Here is a 21640-nt window from a genome sequence, read left to right as displayed (position 1 = left end):
AGCATGTCCAATGTGGATGTGGCCGTTGGCGTAAGGTGGTCCGTCATGCAAAATAAACTTTTGATCACATTTGTGTTCTTTTAACATTTTATTGTAAAGATCTATCTCTTCCCAATACTTTATAAATTCCTTCTCCTTTTTTGGTAGATTTCCTCTCATAGGAAATGCTGTTTTTGGCAGATTAAGAGTATCCTTGTAATCCTTTTTTTCCATTTACTCCTCCAATTGAGGCTTGATTAAGTTGTAATTATATACTTTGTGAACCTTTCCAGTTGAGGAAATAAAGATAAAAGTTCAATGTTATTTTTGAAAGGTCTTTTTAAAACTATTTCAGTTGCTAAGTTCTTAGAAATTCCAGGAAGAAAAGAAAGAAGCTTGTGAGAAATAGAGTTAATATCTATTGGAACAGGAATTCCTATTACTGACCTCTCTCTGTGTCCAACAACTATTACATCTTTAGTTGTAAAAAGGTCATATCTTTCAGGGATTCTAACTAGAATCGGGTAACTTCCGATTTGTCTCCCTAACGTATGTCCTCCATCGTAAGCTTCAAGTAAGACATTTTTTATGACAGTTCCAACTGGAAAAACTTTCCTCATCATCGGAAGATCTATCTCTTCTCTTACAAACTGTTTGAACTTCTCAAACTCTTTTCTATATTTTGTCTTTGCCCTTTTTACCATATCGGAAAGGGGAGTTCCTTCAAAGACCATTACCTGTCTAATGTTAATCCTTCGTAAGAGTAAACCTTCGTCGAGAACCGATTTCAGAAAATCTTTGTTTTTCTCAAAAGTCTCCTTTGTTTCACCAGGTAAACCTACTAAAAAGTTGATACCCGGAAGGAGTTTATAGAGTCCATCTTCTCTTTCCTTAAAAGCTCCAATCTCGTTAACTACCCTGATAGCTTCCTTTATTCCTTTTGGATCTACTTTAAGGTAGTTTCTTTTTATTACTTCCTCATCTGCCGTTTCAAGTCCAAATGGGGCTACATCTCCTTCTGTATCATATTTGGCGATACAAGAAAGGGCAATTTTTGATTCTTCAGGATGAGCATAAATTGTCCCAGCATTTACATTATCTATATGGAGAGTTCTTATATTTCTTAGTTCTCGTATTTTTCTAAACAAATAACATAAAAGTTCACTATTTGGTCTTGGAAATTCTTTCTCCGTTGGAAAAGACTTATACCCCAAAATATTGGGCTGTCTTCCTATTCTAAAGTGTTTTACACCTACATCAAGAAGGGCTTTAATTTCCTCTATTATCTTTCCGGGATCCCTTTCTTCTGGATGACCGTAAAACCTCTCTGTACAAAAAGAACACTGTTTCTTTCTCTCACATCCTCTAAAAGTTTCTATTTCACAAATAACGTGAGGATAGTAAGGGTGTTTTTTCGCTATGAAAGATCCAAGAGGAGCATATTTATCTATATGCCTAGCCGTTCTTTTCTCTACAAAGACTCCTTGAGGAGGTTCTTTCCCTTCTACCAAAGTTTTTCCTACAAAATATGCAGCAAGTTCAATATCTCCCTTTACTACAAGATCATAATCTTCTAAAAGGAGAGGTTTAGCTTTGATTCCTCCTTTTAAAGCAAATCCAAACTTTATAGGTCCTCCAATCACTTTATAAGCGGGAAAAGTTCCTATCTCTTCTATTTCTTTTTCTGTTATCGGTTTTCCACCAAGATAGCGACCAGGAACGGTCATTCCAGTTATTAAGAAGATAACGTCCGCATCCTTTAAAGATTCTTTCTTTTCTTCCTCTCTCCTGTACTGGTCAATGGTAATGTAGTCAATACTATCCTCAGAAATTCCTGCCAGAACTAAAGCTCCAGCAACATACCTGACGTAGGTTGAAATGTAAGGAGGTACCCCCAAACAGGTTGGCTCATCAACGTATCCATCTAAAATAACTACCCTCAAAGTTTTTTCTCCTTGTAAAGGGAATTAAACAAAATAGGAGCCAAAATTCCTGTGAAGATTGCAAGCAATATTAAAATACTTTCAAAGTGTTCATCTATCACACCAAGTTCTTTTCCAAGTTCTGCAGTAACAATTACAAGAGTTAAAGGTGCAGATAGTAAAAATCCGGATGCTACTGCTTCTTTTACTTTGAGTCCCTCAAACCTTAAAAGCAAAGAAGGAATCACCTTTGCTCCAAAACTAATAAGGGTTAAAGTTCCAAGAAGCATTGCATTGTCTAGATTAACCTCAGGCATCTTAAAATTTATGCCTACGTAGATAAAGAATATAGGAATTAAAAAGCCAAAACTTACACCAGAAAGTTTCTCTTCAATACTTTCTGTATCCTCAAAGACGGTAGCAAAGATCATACCAGCTATAAAAGCTCCTATTATCGGTTCTATGTGAATTACTGATGCAGCTACAGAAAGCATAAACATAACTGTAAGACTTATTCTTACACCAATCTCAGATGGGTTCTTTTCAAAGAAAACCTTAAATTTTTCGGGGTACCACCATACAAAACCTTTTAGAAACAATAGAACAAGTCGAGCTATCACTAAGTAGATGATCAGTTTTAAAATTCCTATCCAAAAGTGTATCCCAAAATGAAACTCTGTATAAAGTGTAAAGAGAGTAAGTATTGTAATACTTACAACTTCACCAACAATTCCGGTTAGAAATACTGTTTTTCCAAAGTGAGTACCAAGAATAGACTTTTCTCTTAATACCGATACAACAATCCCTACAGAAATAACGCCGATTGCAATGGAAACAACTGTTGGGTAAAGAAGTGTGGAGCCGAAAATAAATGCTAAAAGAAACACTAGAAGAGGTATCGAGGTTAATATAAACTTCGTCCTAAGACTTAGACGAACTATTTCTTTAAGTTTAACTTCTAAACCTGCTATGAACATTAAAAGTAAAAATCCAAAGGAAGCCAAAAAGTCAAGCCATTGTGAAGGTTCTACCAAGTCTAGAGCAGACTTTCCTACTAGAATTCCGTAAAGAATCTCTCCAACAGCTACAGGAATTTTCAATAGCTTACTTAAGAATGGAATAAAAAGAATACCTAAAGCTATTAGAATTATTGATATTAAAGAGTTCTCCATTTACTCACCCACACATATGAGTATTGAGGAACAATGGGATCTATGAACCATGTGGTAAGGAGGGTATGGATTAAACCAGTTTGTTTTTCTCCCTTTTCTCGCTCCGACAATAGTTAGATCGTAATTTTTCGATTCTTTGGCAAATTGGCCCACAGGGTTTCCATAAAGAAGTTTAAAGTCTATTGGTATTTTATAGAGGTTTGAAAACCTAACAATCCTATCTTTAAGGGACTGTGCTTTCTTGTCATTTTCGCTCATAGAAACATAAAGAGCTGTAAGATTAGCATTGAGCATGATAGCTAACTCTATGCCAACTTCTAGAGCTCTAAACCCACTAAATGACCCAGAAACGGGAACCAAGATCTTCTTTACCGGAGTTGTTCCCTTTGCAATCATTACAGGAGAGTATGTTTCCTCAGCTATCAATATCGGCAAAGTTTTTACCCCAAAAAATAGTGGAAACTCCTTGAAATTATTGGGAAGAACGATCAACCCAAAGTTTTCATCTTTAAGCGTTTCAAAAAGATCCTTTTTACAACCACCAAGTTCTTTCATATTAACAATATTTTTTCCTTTTTGTTCAAAAAAGCCTTTCAAATCTGAAGTTCCACTAAAACAAGTATAAATGGAGACCTTCTGAAGTTTTGTGTTTTCAAAGAAAAATCTTGCATCTTTTAAAACTTTCTCGTCCCTCTCAGGAAGGAATACAACCTCTTCTATTCCAAACTGAAGAGGAAACTGAGGCTCTCCAGATCTTATCAGTCCTGCAATGTATTTAAGAACCTTTGGATCTCCAACTATGAGGACTTTATCCCCTGCTTTCACTATCGTTTTATTTTTCGGTAAGATAAGTTTGTCTCCTCTAAAAATCGCCACTATCTTCCATTTTCTTGTAGAGAACTTTCCAACAGGATAACCGGCTATTATGGAAGTAGGCATTACAGTTACTTCTATTATTTCCCCTTGTCCTAAACCTATATTTGTTGGAGTAATAATCCCAGATTCTATTTGTCTTTCAAGCAGAGATGCTGTTGCAACAGCTTTATCTATATAGTTAATTCCTTCTTCTTCGTACTTTTTATCGTTCTCGGTAGAATTCGAAACGGCAAATATGGAAGGGACTCCAAAATCTTTGGCAAGTCTACAAGCTTCCAGGTTTACTTCATCATCTCCTGTACAAGCTACAAAGACTTTTGCATTTTCTATTTCAGCTTTCTTTAGCATTAGTTTACTTGTACCATCTCCCTGTAAAAGTACAACTCTATTCATAGAATCTGAGTCAAGAACCTCGATAATTCCTTTTAGTTTTCCTTCATCTTCGTCAATTACCGTAATGTACCAATCTTTCTTCATTCTTTTTATTAGTTCCCTTCCTATCTCCCCTGCACCAACAATTATCAATTTCATTTCATCTCCTATAGAACAAAGAGGTGGGTTTATAAATGAATTTTATTACACTCTCTTTACTACGAATAATTAATAATAGTTATCGTTAAGATAAATATAACTATTGACACAACAAGGTTTGTTTTATAAATATAAAACTAGTCCGACAGTTAAAGTTAAACATACAGCTACAGAGAGTTAACCCCTTTTGGAGGTAAAAAATGGTTATAGAAAAAGGTCTTTTAGATACAGTTAAAGAAAAATTTGTAAAGATCGGTTTACCAGAAGAACTCTTTACACAGAAGAGGTTTAATCTTCTGGTGGACAGAAATAAAGTAATAACTAGATATCCTGCACCTGGAGTAAGATCCGAAGTTATAGAAACTCCGACAGGTGTTAAGACAAGGGTTTACATTGAGCTGGGGACAAAACTTGAAGAACCAGTAACTATATGTTTTGGAGTTGCAGGCAAAACTAACCTTTTAACTAACAAAAGTGAAATTATCGTCGGAGAAGGAGCTGACGTTAAGTTTCAAGTTTTTGGGGCCACAGCTGAAGGTATAAAACTTAAACATGCCACAAAAACAAAAATCATTGTAGAGAAAAACGCCAAGTTTGAATTTGTAGATATCCATTACAATGGGGAAGATACATTTATAGAGTTATATACAGAGACAGAAGCTTTTGTTGGAGAGAATGCATACTTTAAGAGTGTCTTTAAACAGATAAAAGGAAGAGCAGGAAAAGTCAAGGTGATTCTTAAAGCGAACGTAGACAAAAAGGGAGTTGCTGTTTTTGAAACAAAGATGATAGGTAAAAAGGATGATGAAATAAGGGTAGAGGATATAATCTACTTAAACGGAGAGGAATCCAGAGGTATCTCCAAAAGCCGCATTATCGCCATTGACCAGACAAAGGCTGAATTTATTGGTGAAACTTATGGAAATGCTCCAAGATGCAGAGGACATATTGATTGTTCAGAGATAATAAGAGGAAAAGATATTGTTGTGAAAGCTATCCCCATTGTCGTTGTTAATGATGAAACTGCAAAGATCACTCATGAAGCAGCCATAGGTAGTATCGATAAGAAACAACTTGAAACACTTATGGCAAAGGGACTATCAGAAGATGAAAGTGTTGATGTAATAATTCAAGGAATATTGAAGTAGAAAAACTGACTTATTAAAATTAGGAATAGTTATCATTAAGTCTAAAAAATTTATTGACATTGAAAATCTCTAATACTAAGATTTTAGTAAGTCCTATAGGAGGTAAAAAATGGAAGAAATCTTAAGGGTTAACAATGTTAAACTTTCAATTGATGACAAACTCATTTTGAGAGGAATCAATTTAACTGTTAATAAAAAAGAAATTCATGCTATTTTAGGTCCAAACGGCGCGGGGAAATCAACTCTTTCAAAACTTATTATGGGTATTGACAATCTAAAAACTCCAACGGAAGGGGAGATTATTTTTGATGGAAAAGTAATTAATGGGCTTGAAGTTTTTGAGAGAGCTAAACTTGGTATTACTTTGGCTTGGCAGGAACCTGCAAGATTTGAAGGAATAACAGTTGAGGAATATCTCAAACTTTCAGGAAGAAATAATCCAAACGTTGATGTCAGAAAATGTTTGGAAGCAGTAGGTTTAGTTCCTGAGCTTTATCTTAAAAGGTACGTAGACGACTCTCTTTCTGGTGGAGAAAGAAAAAGAGTAGAGCTTGCAAGTATCTTAGCTTTTAAACCTAAGTTTGTAATTCTTGACGAAATAGATTCAGGAATTGATTTTACATCAATAGAAGATATTCAAAAGATTTTAGAAACTATGAAAAATGAGGGAATAACAATTTTAATGATTACACATAATGAAAGACTCCTTGACGTTGCTGATAGAGCTTCTTTACTGTGTGGTGGAAAGGTTCTTGATACTGCTGATCCTCAAAGCATAAAGAAAAAATTTGAAGAGTGTAAAGTTTGTGATGTATTGGACTTTGAACTAAAGGGGGAGAAAAATGGAAAAAGTGGATAAACTTTTAGAGAACATAATATCCTTAGGAGTTCCTAGGGATATTATTAAAAGCCCTTCTGTAATTATTGAAGGCCACAAGGTTATAAAAGAAATTCCTTATCCTGGAATTTTAATTGAGAAAAAAGCGCTTGGAGATAGAATAGAAGTTAAGGTTTCTGTTCTTCCTAACACTGTCATCGATAAACCGGTTCACATGTGCCTTTCAAAGCTGAATCCGGGAGATCAGCTAATAGAGATTAGTGTGGATGTTGGAGAAAACTCAAAAGTTAAGTTAATTTCCCACTGTGCATTTAAAGGAAGAAATGTCAAACACATAAGCCGAACTAAATTCAGAGTAAGGAAAGGGGCATCTCTTGAAGTTTCTGAAATACATTACCATGAGAAAGGCATAGATATCTTAATAGATGCAAAGTCTAGAGGGGTAGTAGAAGAAAAAGGTTATTGCAAAAGTCTTTTTAAGATAGATTCCAATAATGCTGGTAAAGTGAAAGTGGAATACACAGTTGACATTCTAGATTACGCTACTGCCGACATTGAAACTAAAATTGCAGGAAGAGACGGGGACGAAATATACGTGAAAGATATTATGTACTTAAAGGGGAAATACTCCAGAGCTATAGCGAAAAGTAGGTTGATGGCTCTCGGAGACACTAAAGCAGAGTTCTATGGAGAAACCTATGGAATCGGGGACTACTCAAGAGGACACATTGACTGTTCAGAGATAGTAAGAAGCAAAAATGTTACTGTAAAAGCAATACCAATTGTTGTTGTTAACAATGAAACAGCAAAGGTTACTCACGAAGCAGCAGTGGGAAGTATTGATAAGAAGCAACTTGAAACTCTTATGGCAAAAGGACTTGACGAAGATGAGGCTGTAGATGTAATTGTCAAGGGAATGTTAAGATAATAATGTTAAAATACTTTAACTTTAAGATGATAAGGAGGGAAAAATGAAAGTATTTGGTCCAGAACCAGAAGGCAAGAGAAAACATACTCCAGTGGTTGAGGCTCCTGCCAAAGTGAAGAAGGGTGAGTGGTTTGAAGTAAAAGTTGTAGTTGGAAAGGACATTGCTCATCCAAACACAAAAGAGCACTGGATTCAATACATTGCTCTATGGGCAGGAGATTTTCTCGTAGCAAAAGCAGATCTTGAACCAGAAAGAGCAGCTTCAGAAGTTGTCTTTAAGGTAAAGGTTGAAGAACCAACAGTATTTACTGCTCACGCATACTGCAACCTTCACGGTCTCTGGCACAGCGAAGAGGTTAAAGTAGAAGTTGAGGAATAACACGTTTGGTGCCCTAAGGGGCACCATTAAGCTTTTAGCTTCAACATCCTTTCCACGTACTTTCCAATGATATCAAACTCCAAATTAACTAAACTTCCTACTTTTTTGTATTTTAAAGTTGTATTACTAAAAGTATGAGGAATAACAGCAACTGAAAAAGAATCTGGAAAAAGATTAGCTATCGTTAAACTAATACCATCAATTCCAATAGAACCTTTTTCCACTACAAGATGTTTATAGACGGGAGGAAGCTTAAAACTAAAAATAAATCCATTTCCTTCCTTTTTTATACCTATTATCTTTGTTGTTATATCAACGTGTCCCTGCAAAATATGTCCCCCTAAGCGACTACTTAAAGTTAATGATCTTTCTAGATTGACAAAATCCTTTGGCTTTAAATTTCCAATGTTGCTTCTTCTTAAAGTTTCAAGGGAAACGTCAAAACTTACATTTTTTCCATTTATATCTACTACCGTTAAACAAACTCCGTTAACTGCAATACTGTCTCCTATGGAAACATCCTCTAGAATTTTTTCACATTCAATAGTTAACTTGGGGAGTTTCCCCTTTTCTGTAAAAGAACTACCTTACCTACCTCTTCCACCAAACCAGTAAACATTTTATTCTCCATATTGTTGTAGAATTTACATTCAATTATACTTGGTGGAGGGATTAACTATTGAAAATAGCAACAATTGATGTGGGAACAAACTCAACAAGAATGCTAATAGCAAATATAGAAGGTGGAAAGGTAAAAGAAATTCTAAAAACGGGAAAAGTAACAAGAATTGGTGAGGGAGTAAAAAAAACAGGACTTCTCTCAGAAGAAGCTATAGAAAGAACAATAAAAACTTTGAAGGAATTTAAAGAATTAGCTGAAAAATATGGGGTAGAAAAATTTGTAGTAGCAACGACTGAAGCAGTAAGATTAGCAAAGAATGCAGAAGTTTTTCTATCGAAAGTAAAAGAGTTAGGATTAGAAATAAAAATTCTTCAAGATAAAGAAGAAGCTGAACTTGTTTTTAAAGCTAACATTTTAGCTTTTGATCCTTCATCAAAGGCAATGACAGTTGACCTTGGAGGAGGAAGTACAGAAATAGTTTTTGGATCGAAAGAAAAGGTAGAATACTTAAACAGTCTTAAGTTTGGAGTTGTATTCTTGCATGAAGCATTTATAAGATCGGATCCTCCAAAAGAAAAAGAACTGAAAGAAATGGAAAATTTCTTAAAAGAGGAACTTTTAAAGGTAAAAAAGAAAATTTCGGATAAAGACTTTGAAGTTTTTGCAGTAGGAGGAACTATTACCTCTGTTGTTGCGATGGAAGAGAGGATGATAGTTTACGATCCAAAGGTTGTTCATGGATATAAAGTGTCTAAAGAGTTGGTTGAGAAGTGGTATCGTAAGCTTTCTTCAAAAACTATTTCGGAAAGAAAGAAAGTTGTAGGACTTGAGAAAAACAGAGCTGACGTGATAATCCCAGGACTTGCATTTTTCTCCGTCTTTTGCGATGTCTTTGAAAAAAGTGTATTGACGGTAAGTGAACTAGGATTACTTTACGGTTTGGCTTTGAAGGAGGCAAAGCTATGTCAAGGAAAAGAATAGCTGTAATAGGGACGGGTTATGTAGGACTTGTATCGGGAGCATGCTTTGCATACCTTGGACATAAAGTAATTGGTTTGGATATAGATGAAAGAAAAATAGAAAAGTTAAAAAGGGGAGAAGTCCCCATTTATGAGCCCGGACTTGAGAAGATTTTAGAAGAGGCGTTAAAAAGAGAAAACATTGAATTTACAACAGACTACGAGTATGCAGTAAAGAACTCAGAATTCATATTTATAGCTGTTGGAACTCCCTCTAAGATTGACGGTTCAGCCGATCTAAGCTTTGTTGAGAGCGCTTATAAAAGTATTGTGGAATACATAGGTGACAATGATTTCAAAATTATCGTAAACAAATCAACAGTTCCAGTAGGAACAGGAAGATGGGCTAAAGAGTTTATAAAGAAACTTCTTTCTGAAAAAGGTGTAAAAGAACCGGAAAAAAGGTTTGAAGTTGTTTCAAATCCTGAATTTTTAAGAGAAGGAAAAGCCGTTGAAGATTTTATGAATCCGGACAGAGTAGTAGTTGGAGCAGACAACAGAGAGGTAGCCGGAATGGTAGCATCTCTTTACGAGAAACTCCAACCAACACTGTTAATTACAGATTTACCCACAGCAGAGATGATTAAATATGCCTCAAATGCTTTTTTAGCAACCAAGATTTCATTTATCAACGAGATAGCTAACGTTTGCGAAAAGGTGGGTGCAGATGTAACGGTTGTAGCAAGAGGAATGGGACTTGACCATAGAATTAGTCCTCACTTTTTAAGAGCAGGATGTGGCTTTGGTGGAAGCTGTTTCCCCAAAGATGTAAAAGCCTTAATACATAAAGCTAACGAAGTCGGAGTAACTCCTAACCTTCTAGAATCTGTTATTAAAGTTAACGAAAAACAAAAGGTTAAACCTGTGGAAAAGCTGTTAGAACATATTCCTGAGCTAAAAGACAAAACAGTAGCTGTTTGGGGACTTGCATTTAAGCCCGAAACCGATGATATGAGAGAAGCACCCTCAATACCTGTTATCAATAGACTTCTAGATCTAGGAGCGAAAGTTAAAGCCTACGATCCTGTTGCGATAGAAAATGCCAAGAGAGTATTTGGGGAAAGGCAAAACTTGGAGTTTGTAGACGACAAATACAAAGCTTTAGAAAAAGCGGATGCTCTAATACTTATTACTGAGTGGCAAGAGTTTAAGGAAATAAATTTTGATAAACTTAAAGGAAAAGTCGTTATTGACGGAAGAAATCTGTGGGAACCTTCTGTAATGAGAAAGTATTGCACCTATGAAAGCATAGGGAGACCATAATGAATATTACTAGCAAAAGAGATACCCTTAAAAAACTCTATTCTCCGTTTGGAGAACTTTTAGCAAAAGCAAACGTTTCTCCTAACTTTATTACACTCGGAGCTATTATTACTGGAACGATTTCTGCAGTCCTTTATTACCTAGGACATCCTGTTTTGGGAGCGTTTTTGCTTTTTACTTCAGGTATTTTGGATTTATGTGACGGTTATGTAGCTACTTCCAACAGAAAGGCTACCAAGTTTGGAGCAGTCTTTGACTGGCTTGCAGACAAGTGGGTTGACGGTTTTGTCCTTGGCGCTGTCGGTTTAAGATTTGCAAACGAATGGATAGCTTTACTTGCAGTTGTATCAACTATGCTTCACACCTTCATAAAACCTGTTGTTTATGCAGAAATTGGATACGAAGAAAGAGTTGTTGGTAAGATAAAGGATCCTCTTGAGAACACTGGATTTTTTGGAAGGCCAGAAACCTTTTTGGTACTCTTTATAGCTTCTATACTCTATCCTTTGAACCACAAAATACTAACTTACGCAATAGGATTTATAGCAATAATGTCTCTTTTATCACTGTTACATAGAGTCTTTTACCTTTACAAAAAATACGGCAGAGAGTACGAGGAGTAGATTATGAAAAGACCATACGTTCTAATTGTTTCAGAAGTAACCATAGACGGAAAGTTAACACTTGCCAAAGGAATATCAAGTAAGGAAATTATGAAACTTATGGATGACGAAGCCAATAAATATCTTCACTCTGTTCGTGCTGAATGTGATGGAATAATGGTAGGAGCAAACACAGTTAGAATTGATAACCCTAACCTTACTGTAAGATACGTTGAAGGAGAAAATCCTACAAGGATAATTCCTTCATCTACTGCCGATATACCACTAGATGCTAACATTCTAAACACGGAAGTTGCACCAACAATAATCGCTGTTTCTAGAAAGGCTCCAGTAGAAAAGGTAAAAAAGATAGAAGAAAAAGGAGCAAAAGTTCTTTTTGCAGGAGAAGAAAGAGTAGACTTTAAGGAACTTCTCTCTAAGCTTTACGAAATTGGAATCAAGAAACTTATGGTAGAGGGTGGAAGTAAGGTAAACTGGGAACTTATAAAGAACGACTTAGTTGACGAAATTAGACTTATACACCTTCCTGTTGTTGTTGGTGGAGATGATGTACCTTCTTTAACATCTGGTGAAGGATTTAAAACTTTAGAAGCTGTTAAAAAGTTCAAAATAAAGAAAGTCTTTCAATGCGGTAATCAGATAATAACAGAGTATGAAAGACTCTAATGCTTAAGTATGTAATAAAACGTCTTTTTCAAATGTTCCCGATTGTTATTGGGATGACCTTCATTTCTTTTCTTATTATCAAGCTTGCTCCGGGAGACTTTTTTTCCCAGCTTGAGATGAATCCTTCAATTTCAAAAGAAACGATAGAAGAGCTAAGAAAACTTTACGGGTTAGACCAAAATATTATTCTGCAGTACTTTCACTGGTTAGTTAACGCTCTTCAGTTCAACTTAGGATACTCTTTTGCTTATCATAAACCTGTGGTAGATCTAATAGAAGAAAGATTACTAAACACTCTAGAACTTACAGTTTCTTCCTTTATTTTATCTTGGCTTATAGCTGTTCCTCTTGGAATAATCGCTGGCGTTTATAGAGGAAGATTGTTGGATAAACTAATATCATTCTTTTCTATTTTCGGAATTTCCTTTCCAAACTTTTTCTTAGCGTTTATATTAATGTATTTAGCAGCAAAAACAGGGCTTTTTCCAATTGGAGGAGTGGTTTCTCAAAACTATGAAAATCTTTCAATTTTTGAAAAATTTTTGGATAGACTCTGGCATATAGCAATCCCTCTAACGGTATTGGTTGTTGGAAACATTGCAGGACTTTTAAGACTTGTTAGAAGCACCATAGTAGAAGAACTTGACAAAGACTACGTAAAGCTTGCTATAGCGAAGGGATTACCTTACAGAATAGTAGTAATGAAACATGCTTTTAGAAATGCCTTAAACCCATTCCTTACATTGATAGGTTTTGATATAGCAGGTCTCATTTCTGGGGCTGCCCTTATAGAAATAATTACAGCTTGGCCAGGGCTTGGAAGGCTTATGTTTGATGCAGTTATGGCACAAGATCTGTTTTTAGTCATGGGATCCCTTTATATTGGTGGAATAATGCTTGTAGTTGGAAACCTTATAGCCGATATCTTAATAGCCTTAAATGACCCGAGAATAAGAGAAAAGGAAGTGGAAGGGAAAGTTGCTTAAGTTTTTAGAAACACTTTACGAAAAGAATAAATTGGCGGCTTTTTCCCTTGTTTTTCTAGTTTTCTTATACATAGTAGCCTTGCTGGCAGACTTTTTAGCCCCTTATCCTTATGATGTCCAGTTTCGCCATTACCCTTACCATCCTCCTACTCCTATCCATTTCTTTGACGAAAAAGGTAAATTTCACTTAAGACCCTTTATTTACGGGCACAAACTTGTTGACCCAATAACCAAAACCTATAAAGTCGATTACACAAAGAAGTATCCAATAGAATTTTTTGTAAAAGGACATACCCACTATCTTTTCGGCTTTATAAAGACAGATATTCACCTTTTTGGTGTAAAAGACGGATACATTTTTCTACTTGGAACTGACAAGCTGGGAAGGGATATTTTCTCACGACTTCTCTACGGTACAAGAATATCTTTAACAATTGGTTTAATAGGAGTTACCATCTCTTTTGTAATTGGAATCCTTGTTGGTTCTATAGCAGGATACTTTGGAGGGAAAGTTGATAATGTATTAATGAGACTTATAGAGATACTAATGGCTTTTCCAAGTTTTTACCTTATGCTTGCCCTTCGCTCTATGTTTCCTGCTGATATACCAAGCGTTCTCGTCTTCATAATAATAATTGCTATCCTCTCCCTAATAGGTTGGACTGGACTCTCAAGAGTAATAAGAGGTATGGTTCTTTCTATTAGAGAACAAGAATTCGTCAAAGCAGCACGAATCTTAGGAGGGAATCATTTTTACGTTATAGTAAGACACGTTATCCCAAACACCTTATCTTACGTAATTGTTGCTGCAACACTAACTATTCCTTCTTACATTCTTGGAGAATCCGCTCTCAGTTTAATAGGTCTTGGAATTCAAGAACCTTATCCTTCGTGGGGAAATATGTTGTCAGAAGCTAATAATGTTTATGTAATGACTAACTATCCGTGGATTTTAATTCCCGGTATTGCAATTTTCTTAGTTGTAGCTGCATTCAATATTTTCGGTGATGGTCTGAGAGATTCGTTGGAGAGGTAAGGAATGCTTTACTTTCTACTCTACAAACTGCTAGGAGTTGTTCTCTTTAAGTACATCACTTTTAGAGCTATCTATGCTGCAATTACAGCAATGGTTGTGGGATTTTTCCTTTATCCTTATTTCGAGAGAAAACTGAAAGACCTCCAATTTAAACAAACTATAAAAGAATATTTACCTGAAACCCACAAAAAGAAAAACGTTCCAACAATGGGAGGACTTTTAATAATAACTACTTTATTTATATCTATCGCTTTATGGAATAATCTTTACAATCCATTTGTATGGCTGTCCCTTTTAGCAATTTTAGGGTTTGGAACTGTAGGGTTTATTGATGATTACATAAAGGCTAAACTAAAAAATCCAGAAGGTCTTTCTGAAGGAAAGAAATTTACCTATCAGATTGTTATTGCTACTGCTATAGCTATTACCTTATATCTCTTGGATTTTTCCACAGAAATCTACTTTCCAATATTTAAAGATTTTCACCTTGACTTAGGGTATTTATTCATCCCTTGGGCAGTTTTTGTAATTGTTGGAACATCAAATGCTGTAAACCTAACTGATGGATTAGATGGCTTAGCAATAGGTCCAGTGATTACAGTAAGTTTTGTTCTAATGGTCTTTTCTTACGTAGTAGGAAATGTAAAGCTTGCCGCTTATTTACATTTTCCTTACATTCCTGGAGCTGGAGAACTGGCAATAGTATGTGCAGCTGTAATCGGAGCATCATTAGTTTTCCTGTGGTTTAATACTTATCCTGCAGAAGTTTTTATGGGAGATGTTGGTTCACTCTCTTTGGGATCACTTCTTGGTTTAATAGCTATAATAATAAAAGGAGAATTTATCTTAGCTATCGCTGGAGGAGTTTTTGTCCTTGAGACGCTTTCTGTAATCATTCAAAGGTATTATTTCAAATATACAAAGAAAAAATATGGAGAAGGGAAAAGAATTTTCAAGATGGCCCCTCTCCATCACCACTTTGAGAAAATGGGATGGGAAGAACCTAAAATAACTGTAAGGTTTTGGATTATCTCTATTATTTTAGCTTTAATCGCTTTAAGTATGCTTAAAATAAGATGAGAAAACTCTAATCAATGTTTATACCTGCAGCTTTTAAAATGTTTAAAACGGATTCGTCTTTCAACCTACAGGGAGATTTAACATTGAACCTATCAACTTTCTCTATTATTCCCATCTCTCTCAAGATGCTAGCATGTTGGGATAATAAAGGTTGAGGAACTCCAAGCATTTCTCTTATTTCTTTAGGTTTTTTTGGTCCTTTGGCTAAGGAAACGATGATGCCTATTCTTATAGGGCTTGACAAGATTTCAAAAATCTTTGCATATTCGTTATACTTCTCATAACGCTTTTCACATTTATCGTTCATTAGGACCTCCCTTTGTTTCATTCATATTTTATCATGAAAAAATTCTTTCGGGAGAAAAAATGTTCAAAAGAATAAAAGAAGATATAGAAGTTGTCTTTGAAAGGGATCCAGCCGCTAGAAGTGTCTTAGAGGTTCTTCTCTGCTATCCGGGATTACACGCAATCTGGCTACACAGAGTTGCTCACTGGTTGTGGAATCGTAACTTCAGATTACTCGCTAGAATAATTTCACATATATCAAGATGGTTTACAGGTATCGAAATCCATCCGGGAGCTAAGATAGGGAGAAGATTCTTCATCGACCATGGAATGGGAGTAGTTATTGGAGAAACGGCAGAAATAGGAGATAATGTAACCATATACCATCAAGTCACTTTGGGGGGAACAAGTACGAAGAAAGGAAAAAGACATCCTACCATAGGAAATAACGTTGTAATTGGGGCTGGAGCTAAGATACTAGGACCTATAAAGATAGGGGATAACTGTAAGATAGGAGCTAATTCTGTTGTTATAAAGGATGTTCCTCCTAACTCAACTGTTGTTGGTATTCCTGGAAAAGTTGTAAAAAGAGATGGAGTGAAACCAACGAAAATAGATCTTGAACACGGAAAACTTCCAGATCCTATAATGGAATATCTAAAGGAAATGCTAGATATTATCCATGATTTAGAATTGGAGGTAAAATCTATTAAAAAGGAGATAAAGAGGTGAGGGTAGTTTTTAACTTCTTAGCACTTTTTCTTTTCACCATTTCTTCTGCTTTTGGAATGTTAAAGGAGGTTCCTAAAGAAGGAAAAACTGTTTACATCATTCAGGTTGGATCTGTTACCGATATTGAAAAAGCAAAGGAAAGACTTGAAAAATTTAAAGATCTACCTTTTGCAAGAATAAGCTTTAGAGATGGAAGGTACAAAGTAAGAGTGGGCTTTTTTAAATCTTTAAAAGAGGCTAAGGAGTTTGCTAAGGAAGTTATAGCTAAAAGAACGAAAGACTTTTACATAACAAGAATTCGTTTCACACCTAAAGATATTACTTTCGCGTCATCTATGAAAAAGGAAGAGGTAGAAAAAAAGGAATCAAGTACAGATACAGAATTAAAACCTCAAATTTCGGTTTCATTAGAGGAAGAGGAAACAGTTCCTCAATCTGAGGAGTTTAGAAAACTTGTTATGGATAGTGAAAATGAACCTTATGCAAGTGAAGAGAATAAGACAAACAGTGATAGCAACAAATCAATTTCAGTTGAAAAGGAAGAAGAAATTTCAGGTAACTTTAGTGAAGATAACAATGAAACCGAAAAATTTTCTAAAGTAGAAAAGTTTGAAATTCCTACTAACCTCTCTCCTCCAACATCTTCTAGTCCTGATCAGAAAGAAAGCTTCTTCAACGGAAAGTTCTTTCTCTCTTTAGCCATGTCTTTAGCTATTTTGTTAGGTCTAGCTTCCATTCCAGGAGTTTTTATAATTTTAAGGAATAGAAGGAACCCCTTAGAACCCAAAAGTGAAGATATTCACAAGTTCATAGCAAAACTCCTTGAGGAAGGAGACTACGAGAAAGTTCTAGATATTGGAATTCCTTACATAGGAAAAAATACTGAAGATACTTTTGTTAAAAAAGCTGTAGCCGAAAGTTTAGAAAAACTTGGTAGATACTTAGCTGCATCTGCCATCTATGAAGAACTTTCAAGAGACCTTGAAAAGAAAGGATTGAACGTTCTAGCTAAAGAATTTGAAATTAAGTCTAAAGAACTTGCAGCAAAAGAGTTTAAAGAGGGGGAATAATCCCCCTCAAAATAGCTACTTAAGCTCTTTCTTTTGTTCCTTTAAGAATGGCATCATTTCACGAAGTTTCTTACCAACTTTTTCAATTGGATGTTCAGCCTCTATTCTTCTATGGGCGTTAAGAACAGGGTATCCAGCCTGAGCTTCAAGAACAAACTCTCTTGCAAATTCACCAGTTTGAATTTCTTTTAGAATCTTTTTCATATTTTCCTTAACTCTCTCATCTATAACTCTTGGTCCTCTTGTGTAATCACCGTATTCTGCTGTATCGGAAATGGAGTATCTCATTCCTGCAAGACCGTGTCGATACATAAGGTCAACGATAAGTTTTAATTCATGGAGGCACTCAAAGTAAGCAACCTCAGGCTGATATCCAGCTTCAACTAAGGTTTCAAATCCAGCCTTTACAAGAGCTGCTGCCCCACCACACAAGACAGCCTGTTCACCAAAAAGATCTGTTTCTGTCTCTTCTTTAAAGGTTGTTTCAATAACACCAGCTCTTGTGGAACCAATACCTTTAGCGTAAGCAAGAGCTATCTCTTTTGCTTTTCCAGTGGCATCTTGATGAACTGCAACAAGAGCTGGAACTCCAGCACCCTCAAGGTATGTCCATCTAACAAGGTGTCCTGGACCTTTTGGAGCTACCATGAAAACGTCAACATCTTGAGGAGGAACAATTTGGTTAAAGTGGATGTTAAATCCGTGAGCAAATGCAAGTGCCATTCCTTCTCTTAGGTTTGGTTTTACAGCCTCTTCGTAAACTTTCTTTTGAACAGGGTCTGGAAGAAGGAACATAATAACGTCTGCTTTCTTTGCAGCTTCATCTGGTGTAAGAACTTCAAATCCATCAGCTTTTGCTTTTTCAGCAGATTTTCCTGGTCTTAAACCGATAACAACGTTTATACCGCTATCTCTTAAATTGAGAGCATGAGCGTGTCCTTGACTTCCATAACCAAGAATAGCTACTGTTTTGTCTTTCAAATACTCAAGGCTTGCATCTTCATCGTAGTACACCTTTGCCATTCTATTACCTCCTTAACATTTAATGTTTATCTTCAAAAGTATCTCCTTGTAATGCTCTAACCATAGCGACTCTTCCTGTTCTTGCCATCTCCCTAATACCAAGAGGTTTAATAAGTTGCAAGAACGCATCTATTTGATCTTCATCTCCTGTTAACTCAACTGTATAAGTATCTTGGGAAACATCAACAATTTGCGCTCCAAATATATCCACAAGCCTCTTAACCTCTTCTTTCTTTTCCGCAGTTTCAACGTTGAGTCTTACTATAAGCAATTCTCTGTCCAGTTTTTTCTTATCTGTGAGGTTTCTAACTTTGAATACATCAATCAGTCTTCTTAATTGCTTTACTATCTGTTCTATAGTGTGCTCGTCCCCTTTGGCTACCATAGTAATTCTTGAAATCGTCGGGTCTTCCGTTTGTCCAACATTTAAACTTTCTATGTTGTATCCTCTTGAGCTAAAAAGTTCTATTATCCTTGCTAAAGCTCCCGGCTGATTTTCAACAAGAACGCTTATAACGTGTTTTCTGTATTCCTTCTTTTCCATCTTTGCCTCTTAAACAGCTTTTTCTAAACTCTTCTTGCCATACTTTGGTAGTATCATCTCCTTTAATGATCCACCAGGAGGAACCATCGGGAATACGTCTTCTTCTCTATCAACAACAAAGTCTATTACTACAGGTCTATCGTTAATTGTCATGGCTTCCTTAAGAACTTTCTCTACATCTTGCGGTCTCTCTACTCTAAATCCTACTCCACCCATCGCTTCTACAAGCTTTACAAAGTCTGGTTGAACGTCCATATGAACCTGAGAATAGTTTTTATTGTAGAAGATTCCTTGCCACTGTCTTACCATACCAAGGAAGCCGTTGTTTATTATTGCCACCTTTATAGGAATGCTGTATTGAACAGCAGTAACTATCTCCTGCATATTCATCTGGAAACTTCCATCTCCAGAAACACAGAAGACGATTTTATCAGGTCTACCAACTTTTGCCCCAATCGCTGCAGGAACACCAAATCCCATAGTACCAAGTCCGCCAGAAGTTACAAGCTGTCTTGGGAAACGGAACTTATAATATTGAGCAACCCACATTTGGTGCTGTCCAACATCCGTTGTGATAATTGCATCACCATTTGTTACTTCACAAATTTTTTCTATAACAAACTGAGGTTTTATTACCCTATCATTTGGTTCATAGTAAAGAGGGTATCTATCCGCCCAACTTCTTATCTTCATAAGCCACTTTTCACGGGAGACTAAGAATTCTCTATTTTTAGAAACCTGTTTTTCCACTTCTGGAAGGAGTTCCTCTAAAATAAGCTTTGCATCTCCAACAATAGGAATGTCAACCGGTTTATTCTTTCCAATCTCTGCACTATCTACATCTATATGAATTACCTTTGCATTCTTTGCAAACTCACTGAGTTTTCCAGTAACTCTATCGTCGAACCTTGCTCCAATGGCTATGAGAAGATCACATTCAGATACAGCCATATTGGCTGCGTATGTTCCGTGCATTCCAAGCATTCCAAAGAACTGTGGATGTTTCCCCGGAACAGCAGTAAGTCCCATTAAGGTAGCAACCATTGGAATTTGAGCTACTTCGGCAAGTTTTACGACAAGATCGGAAGCTCCAGAAGAAACTACGCCTCCTCCAATGTAAAGAACTGGTCTTTCAGCGGATGCAATAGCTTTTGCAGCTTTTTTTATCTGCCCTGGATGTCCTTTTAAAACAGGCTTATAGCTCCTTATCTGTGGAGGGGCTTTATATTCTTCTTCAAAAAAGTCTGCAATTTCTCTTGTTACATCCTTTGGAAGGTCAACAAGAACGACACCAGGTCTACCTGTTTTAGCAATGTAGAAAGCTTTCTTCACGGTATCGGCTAAGTCTTTAACATCTTTGACTAAAAAGTTATGTTTTGTTATAGGTCTTGTTACTCCAACAGTATCTACTTCCTGAAAAGCATCGTTTCCTATCATAAAGGTTGGAACGTTTCCTGTAAAAGCTACAACAGGAACAGAGTCTATCTGAGCAGTAGCCAAACCGGTAACAAGATTTGTTGCTCCGGGACCAGAAGTGGCAAAGCAGACACCAACTTTTCCTGTTACTCTCGCATAACCATCAGCAGCGTGGGCAGCTCCCTGCTCGTGCCTTGTTAAGTAGTGTTGTAGGTTTGTAAAAGGAAGTCTATCGTATATATCTAAAACAGCTCCGCCTGGATATCCAAAAATCTTCTCTACACCTTCAAGTCTCAATGCCTCAAGGAGTATTTCAGCACCTGAAAGTTTCATCAGCTCCTCCTTAGCTTTGTAAATTGGAATGATAGCATATATTCTTTTTCATAAACTCTATCCTTAAATGGAGTGAGAAGTTGAGAGTAGAAAAGGGTAAATTTTTATCTCCCTACGAGGCTTTTAAATTTTTAAAACTGAAAGGTTATCCCGTTAGACTTTTTTTAGACTCAGCATCGGTCAATAAGAAAACAGGACGCTATTCTGTGATAGCAATTGGAGTAAAAGAAGAGCTTACGGTGAAAGACGACCCAAATGGGTTTGAAAAGCTAAGAACTTTTCTAAATACGTTATCGTTCAAATACAGAATAGACAATTTACCATTTGGTATTTACGGTTTTATTTCTTACGATGCCAATAGATATATAGAAAAGATAGAAAACAGCCAACTAGACGATATCGGACTTCCTGACATCTATTTCTTTCTTCCAGAAATAACCTTAATATTCGATAATGTAGAAAAGAAACTTTGGATTGTATCTTTTTCAGAAATTCCAAAAATAGAGGAAGAAAAAACAACTATTAAAGGAACTTTTTCCGCTTCTATTTCAAAGTTTAATATGACAAAGAACTACTTCTTCTCTGCTGTAGAAAAGATAAAAGAATACATAGCCTCAGGAGATACTTTTCAAGTAAACTTTTCCCAAAGAATAGACATAAACTTTAAAGGAGATTATTTAGCTTTATACGAGAAACTCAGAAAAATAAATCCTTCTCCTTTTTCATTCTTCTTTGACTTTAGCGAATTTAAAGCTGTTTCCTGCTCTCCAGAAAGATTGATAAGAAGACATGGGAACTTTGTTGAAACCCGTCCAATAGCTGGAACAAGAAGAAGAGGGAAAAATGAAAAGGAAAACGAAGCTTTAGAAAAGGAACTTTTCCTCTCAGAAAAAGAGAGGGCTGAACACATAATGCTTGTTGACCTTGAAAGGAATGACCTTGGAAGAGTATGTAGGTTTGGAACTGTAGAGGTTGATGAACTAATGGTTAAAGAAGAATACTCACACGTTATGCACATAGTTTCAAATGTTAAAGGAGAATTAAAAGAAGGAATGGATAGTATAGACCTTATTAAAGCAGTTTTTCCCGGTGGAACGATTACTGGTGCTCCAAAGGTTAGAACAATGGAGATAATTGCGGAACTTGAGCCTACAAGAAGGTCTCTTTAT

At 36.0% G+C, this 21640-nt stretch carries 23 protein-coding genes; 14 read left to right on the top strand and 9 right to left on the bottom strand.

The features are described 5' to 3' along the window. From ABGX27_01900 to ABGX27_01885, 4 genes are all read right to left on the bottom strand, one after another. Window positions 1–213, bottom strand: a 213-nt coding sequence (locus ABGX27_01900) for a class I tRNA ligase family protein (protein MEO2068250.1), incomplete at its 3' end; no start/stop codon positions are given. A gap of 23 nt (window positions 214–236) precedes the next feature. Further along, the gene (locus ABGX27_01895) at window positions 237–1922 is read right to left on the bottom strand and encodes a radical SAM protein (GenBank protein MEO2068249.1); all 1686 of its coding nucleotides are present in this window, start codon (window positions 1920–1922) and stop codon (window positions 237–239) included. Beyond that, window positions 1919–3073, bottom strand: a complete 1155-nt coding sequence (locus tag ABGX27_01890) for a cation:proton antiporter (protein MEO2068248.1) — start codon at window positions 3071–3073, stop codon at window positions 1919–1921. The genes ABGX27_01895 and ABGX27_01890 overlap by 4 nt, the downstream gene beginning before the upstream one ends. Continuing rightward, a complete protein-coding gene (locus tag ABGX27_01885; GenBank protein ID MEO2068247.1) occupies window positions 3074–4480 on the bottom strand; it encodes an NAD-binding protein in 1407 nt (468 codons plus the stop codon). Window positions 4481–4680: 200 nt separating this feature from the next. On the opposite strand from ABGX27_01885, the gene ABGX27_01880 reads away from it, so the two are divergent. The 4 genes from ABGX27_01880 to ABGX27_01865 all read left to right on the top strand — a co-directional run bounded on the left by ABGX27_01880 (window position 4681) and on the right by ABGX27_01865 (window position 7773). After that, window positions 4681–5628, top strand: coding sequence for a SufD family Fe-S cluster assembly protein (locus ABGX27_01880; protein MEO2068246.1), 948 nt, complete (start codon window positions 4681–4683; stop codon window positions 5626–5628). A gap of 109 nt (window positions 5629–5737) precedes the next feature. Next, a complete protein-coding gene (locus ABGX27_01875) occupies window positions 5738–6487 on the top strand; it encodes an ABC transporter ATP-binding protein (GenBank protein ID MEO2068245.1) in 750 nt (249 codons plus the stop codon). Then, the gene (locus tag ABGX27_01870) at window positions 6471–7394 is read left to right on the top strand and encodes a SufD family Fe-S cluster assembly protein (protein ID MEO2068244.1); all 924 of its coding nucleotides are present in this window, start codon (window positions 6471–6473) and stop codon (window positions 7392–7394) included. The genes ABGX27_01875 and ABGX27_01870 overlap by 17 nt, the downstream gene beginning before the upstream one ends. A 43-nt stretch (window positions 7395–7437) precedes the next feature. Beyond that, entirely contained in the window at window positions 7438–7773 is a 336-nt protein-coding gene (locus ABGX27_01865; protein MEO2068243.1) for a class II SORL domain-containing protein, read from the top strand. 26 nt (window positions 7774–7799) lie between these two features. On the opposite strand, the gene ribE is transcribed toward ABGX27_01865, so the two are convergent. Continuing rightward, window positions 7800–8303, bottom strand: coding sequence for a riboflavin synthase (gene ribE, locus ABGX27_01860; protein ID MEO2068242.1), 504 nt, complete (start codon window positions 8301–8303; stop codon window positions 7800–7802). Window positions 8304–8452: 149 nt separating this feature from the next. Between ribE and ABGX27_01855 the strand changes: the two genes are divergently transcribed. Genes ABGX27_01855 through mraY form a run of 7 tightly spaced genes read left to right on the top strand, consistent with a single transcriptional unit; the run spans window position 8453 to window position 15068 of the window. Then, window positions 8453–9376: a Ppx/GppA phosphatase family protein gene (locus ABGX27_01855; GenBank protein MEO2068241.1), complete on the top strand. Its 924-nt coding sequence runs from the start codon at window positions 8453–8455 to the stop codon at window positions 9374–9376. After that, window positions 9358–10677 (top strand): UDP-glucose/GDP-mannose dehydrogenase family protein, encoded by a 1320-nt coding sequence (locus ABGX27_01850; protein MEO2068240.1) that lies wholly within the window; start codon window positions 9358–9360, stop codon window positions 10675–10677. Before ABGX27_01855 ends, ABGX27_01850 begins: the two co-directional genes overlap by 19 nt. Then, window positions 10677–11300 (top strand): CDP-alcohol phosphatidyltransferase family protein, encoded by a 624-nt coding sequence (locus tag ABGX27_01845; protein ID MEO2068239.1) that lies wholly within the window; start codon window positions 10677–10679, stop codon window positions 11298–11300. The genes ABGX27_01850 and ABGX27_01845 overlap by 1 nt, the downstream gene beginning before the upstream one ends. Before the next feature lie 3 nt (window positions 11301–11303). Beyond that, window positions 11304–11966, top strand: a complete 663-nt coding sequence (locus ABGX27_01840) for a 2,5-diamino-6-(ribosylamino)-4(3H)-pyrimidinone 5'-phosphate reductase (GenBank protein ID MEO2068238.1) — start codon at window positions 11304–11306, stop codon at window positions 11964–11966. Next, window positions 11966–12952: an ABC transporter permease gene (locus ABGX27_01835; protein ID MEO2068237.1), complete on the top strand. Its 987-nt coding sequence runs from the start codon at window positions 11966–11968 to the stop codon at window positions 12950–12952. The genes ABGX27_01840 and ABGX27_01835 overlap by 1 nt, the downstream gene beginning before the upstream one ends. Next, entirely contained in the window at window positions 12945–13988 is a 1044-nt protein-coding gene (locus ABGX27_01830; protein ID MEO2068236.1) for an ABC transporter permease, read from the top strand. Before ABGX27_01835 ends, ABGX27_01830 begins: the two co-directional genes overlap by 8 nt. 3 nt (window positions 13989–13991) lie before the next feature. Further along, the gene (mraY, locus tag ABGX27_01825; GenBank protein MEO2068235.1) at window positions 13992–15068 is read left to right on the top strand and encodes a phospho-N-acetylmuramoyl-pentapeptide-transferase; all 1077 of its coding nucleotides are present in this window, start codon (window positions 13992–13994) and stop codon (window positions 15066–15068) included. Between the two features lie 7 nt (window positions 15069–15075). On the opposite strand, the gene ABGX27_01820 is transcribed toward mraY, so the two are convergent. After that, window positions 15076–15375, bottom strand: coding sequence for an ArsR family transcriptional regulator (locus ABGX27_01820; protein ID MEO2068234.1), 300 nt, complete (start codon window positions 15373–15375; stop codon window positions 15076–15078). Window positions 15376–15434: 59 nt separating this feature from the next. On the opposite strand from ABGX27_01820, the gene cysE reads away from it, so the two are divergent. Then, entirely contained in the window at window positions 15435–16085 is a 651-nt protein-coding gene (cysE, locus tag ABGX27_01815) for a serine O-acetyltransferase (protein MEO2068233.1), read from the top strand. Further along, the gene (locus ABGX27_01810; protein MEO2068232.1) at window positions 16082–17155 is read left to right on the top strand and encodes an SPOR domain-containing protein; all 1074 of its coding nucleotides are present in this window, start codon (window positions 16082–16084) and stop codon (window positions 17153–17155) included. Before cysE ends, ABGX27_01810 begins: the two co-directional genes overlap by 4 nt. 15 nt (window positions 17156–17170) lie before the next feature. Here the strand turns inward: ABGX27_01810 and ilvC are convergent, their stop codons facing one another. Genes ilvC through ilvB form a run of 3 tightly spaced genes read right to left on the bottom strand, consistent with a single transcriptional unit; the run spans window position 17171 to window position 20471 of the window. After that, entirely contained in the window at window positions 17171–18178 is a 1008-nt protein-coding gene (gene ilvC / locus ABGX27_01805) for a ketol-acid reductoisomerase (protein MEO2068231.1), read from the bottom strand. A gap of 19 nt (window positions 18179–18197) precedes the next feature. After that, window positions 18198–18722 (bottom strand): acetolactate synthase small subunit, encoded by a 525-nt coding sequence (gene ilvN / locus ABGX27_01800; GenBank protein ID MEO2068230.1) that lies wholly within the window; start codon window positions 18720–18722, stop codon window positions 18198–18200. Between the two features lie 9 nt (window positions 18723–18731). Continuing rightward, window positions 18732–20471, bottom strand: a complete 1740-nt coding sequence (gene ilvB, locus ABGX27_01795; protein ID MEO2068229.1) for a biosynthetic-type acetolactate synthase large subunit — start codon at window positions 20469–20471, stop codon at window positions 18732–18734. A gap of 80 nt (window positions 20472–20551) precedes the next feature. Between ilvB and ABGX27_01790 the strand changes: the two genes are divergently transcribed. Then, on the top strand, window positions 20552–21640 hold a 1089-nt coding region (locus ABGX27_01790; GenBank protein MEO2068228.1), incomplete at its 3' end, for an anthranilate synthase component I family protein.

The sequence above is a fragment of the Desulfurobacteriaceae bacterium genome, assembly GCA_039832905.1.
Classification (GTDB): Bacteria; Aquificota; Aquificia; order Desulfurobacteriales; family Desulfurobacteriaceae; genus Desulfurobacterium.
The sequence above is the reverse complement of the archived record's forward strand: the minus strand, read 5'-3'. Positions and strand labels throughout refer to the sequence as shown.

Coding starts and splice junctions, on each gene's coding strand:
- ABGX27_01890 (MEO2068248.1), bottom strand. CDS start 3,073: ATGGAGAACTCTTTAATATCAATAATTCTAATAGCTTTAGGTATTCTT.
- ABGX27_01885 (MEO2068247.1), bottom strand. CDS start 4,480: ATGAAATTGATAATTGTTGGTGCAGGGGAGATAGGAAGGGAACTAATA.
- ABGX27_01880 (MEO2068246.1), top strand. CDS start 4,681: ATGGTTATAGAAAAAGGTCTTTTAGATACAGTTAAAGAAAAATTTGTA.
- ABGX27_01875 (MEO2068245.1), top strand. CDS start 5,738: ATGGAAGAAATCTTAAGGGTTAACAATGTTAAACTTTCAATTGATGAC.
- ABGX27_01870 (MEO2068244.1), top strand. CDS start 6,471: ATGGAAAAAGTGGATAAACTTTTAGAGAACATAATATCCTTAGGAGTT.
- ABGX27_01865 (MEO2068243.1), top strand. CDS start 7,438: ATGAAAGTATTTGGTCCAGAACCAGAAGGCAAGAGAAAACATACTCCA.
- ABGX27_01850 (MEO2068240.1), top strand. CDS start 9,358: ATGTCAAGGAAAAGAATAGCTGTAATAGGGACGGGTTATGTAGGACTT.
- ABGX27_01845 (MEO2068239.1), top strand. CDS start 10,677: ATGAATATTACTAGCAAAAGAGATACCCTTAAAAAACTCTATTCTCCG.
- ABGX27_01840 (MEO2068238.1), top strand. CDS start 11,304: ATGAAAAGACCATACGTTCTAATTGTTTCAGAAGTAACCATAGACGGA.
- ABGX27_01835 (MEO2068237.1), top strand. CDS start 11,966: ATGCTTAAGTATGTAATAAAACGTCTTTTTCAAATGTTCCCGATTGTT.
- mraY (MEO2068235.1), top strand. CDS start 13,992: ATGCTTTACTTTCTACTCTACAAACTGCTAGGAGTTGTTCTCTTTAAG.
- ABGX27_01820 (MEO2068234.1), bottom strand. CDS start 15,375: ATGAACGATAAATGTGAAAAGCGTTATGAGAAGTATAACGAATATGCA.
- cysE (MEO2068233.1), top strand. CDS start 15,435: ATGTTCAAAAGAATAAAAGAAGATATAGAAGTTGTCTTTGAAAGGGAT.
- ilvC (MEO2068231.1), bottom strand. CDS start 18,178: ATGGCAAAGGTGTACTACGATGAAGATGCAAGCCTTGAGTATTTGAAA.
- ilvN (MEO2068230.1), bottom strand. CDS start 18,722: ATGGAAAAGAAGGAATACAGAAAACACGTTATAAGCGTTCTTGTTGAA.
- ilvB (MEO2068229.1), bottom strand. CDS start 20,471: ATGAAACTTTCAGGTGCTGAAATACTCCTTGAGGCATTGAGACTTGAA.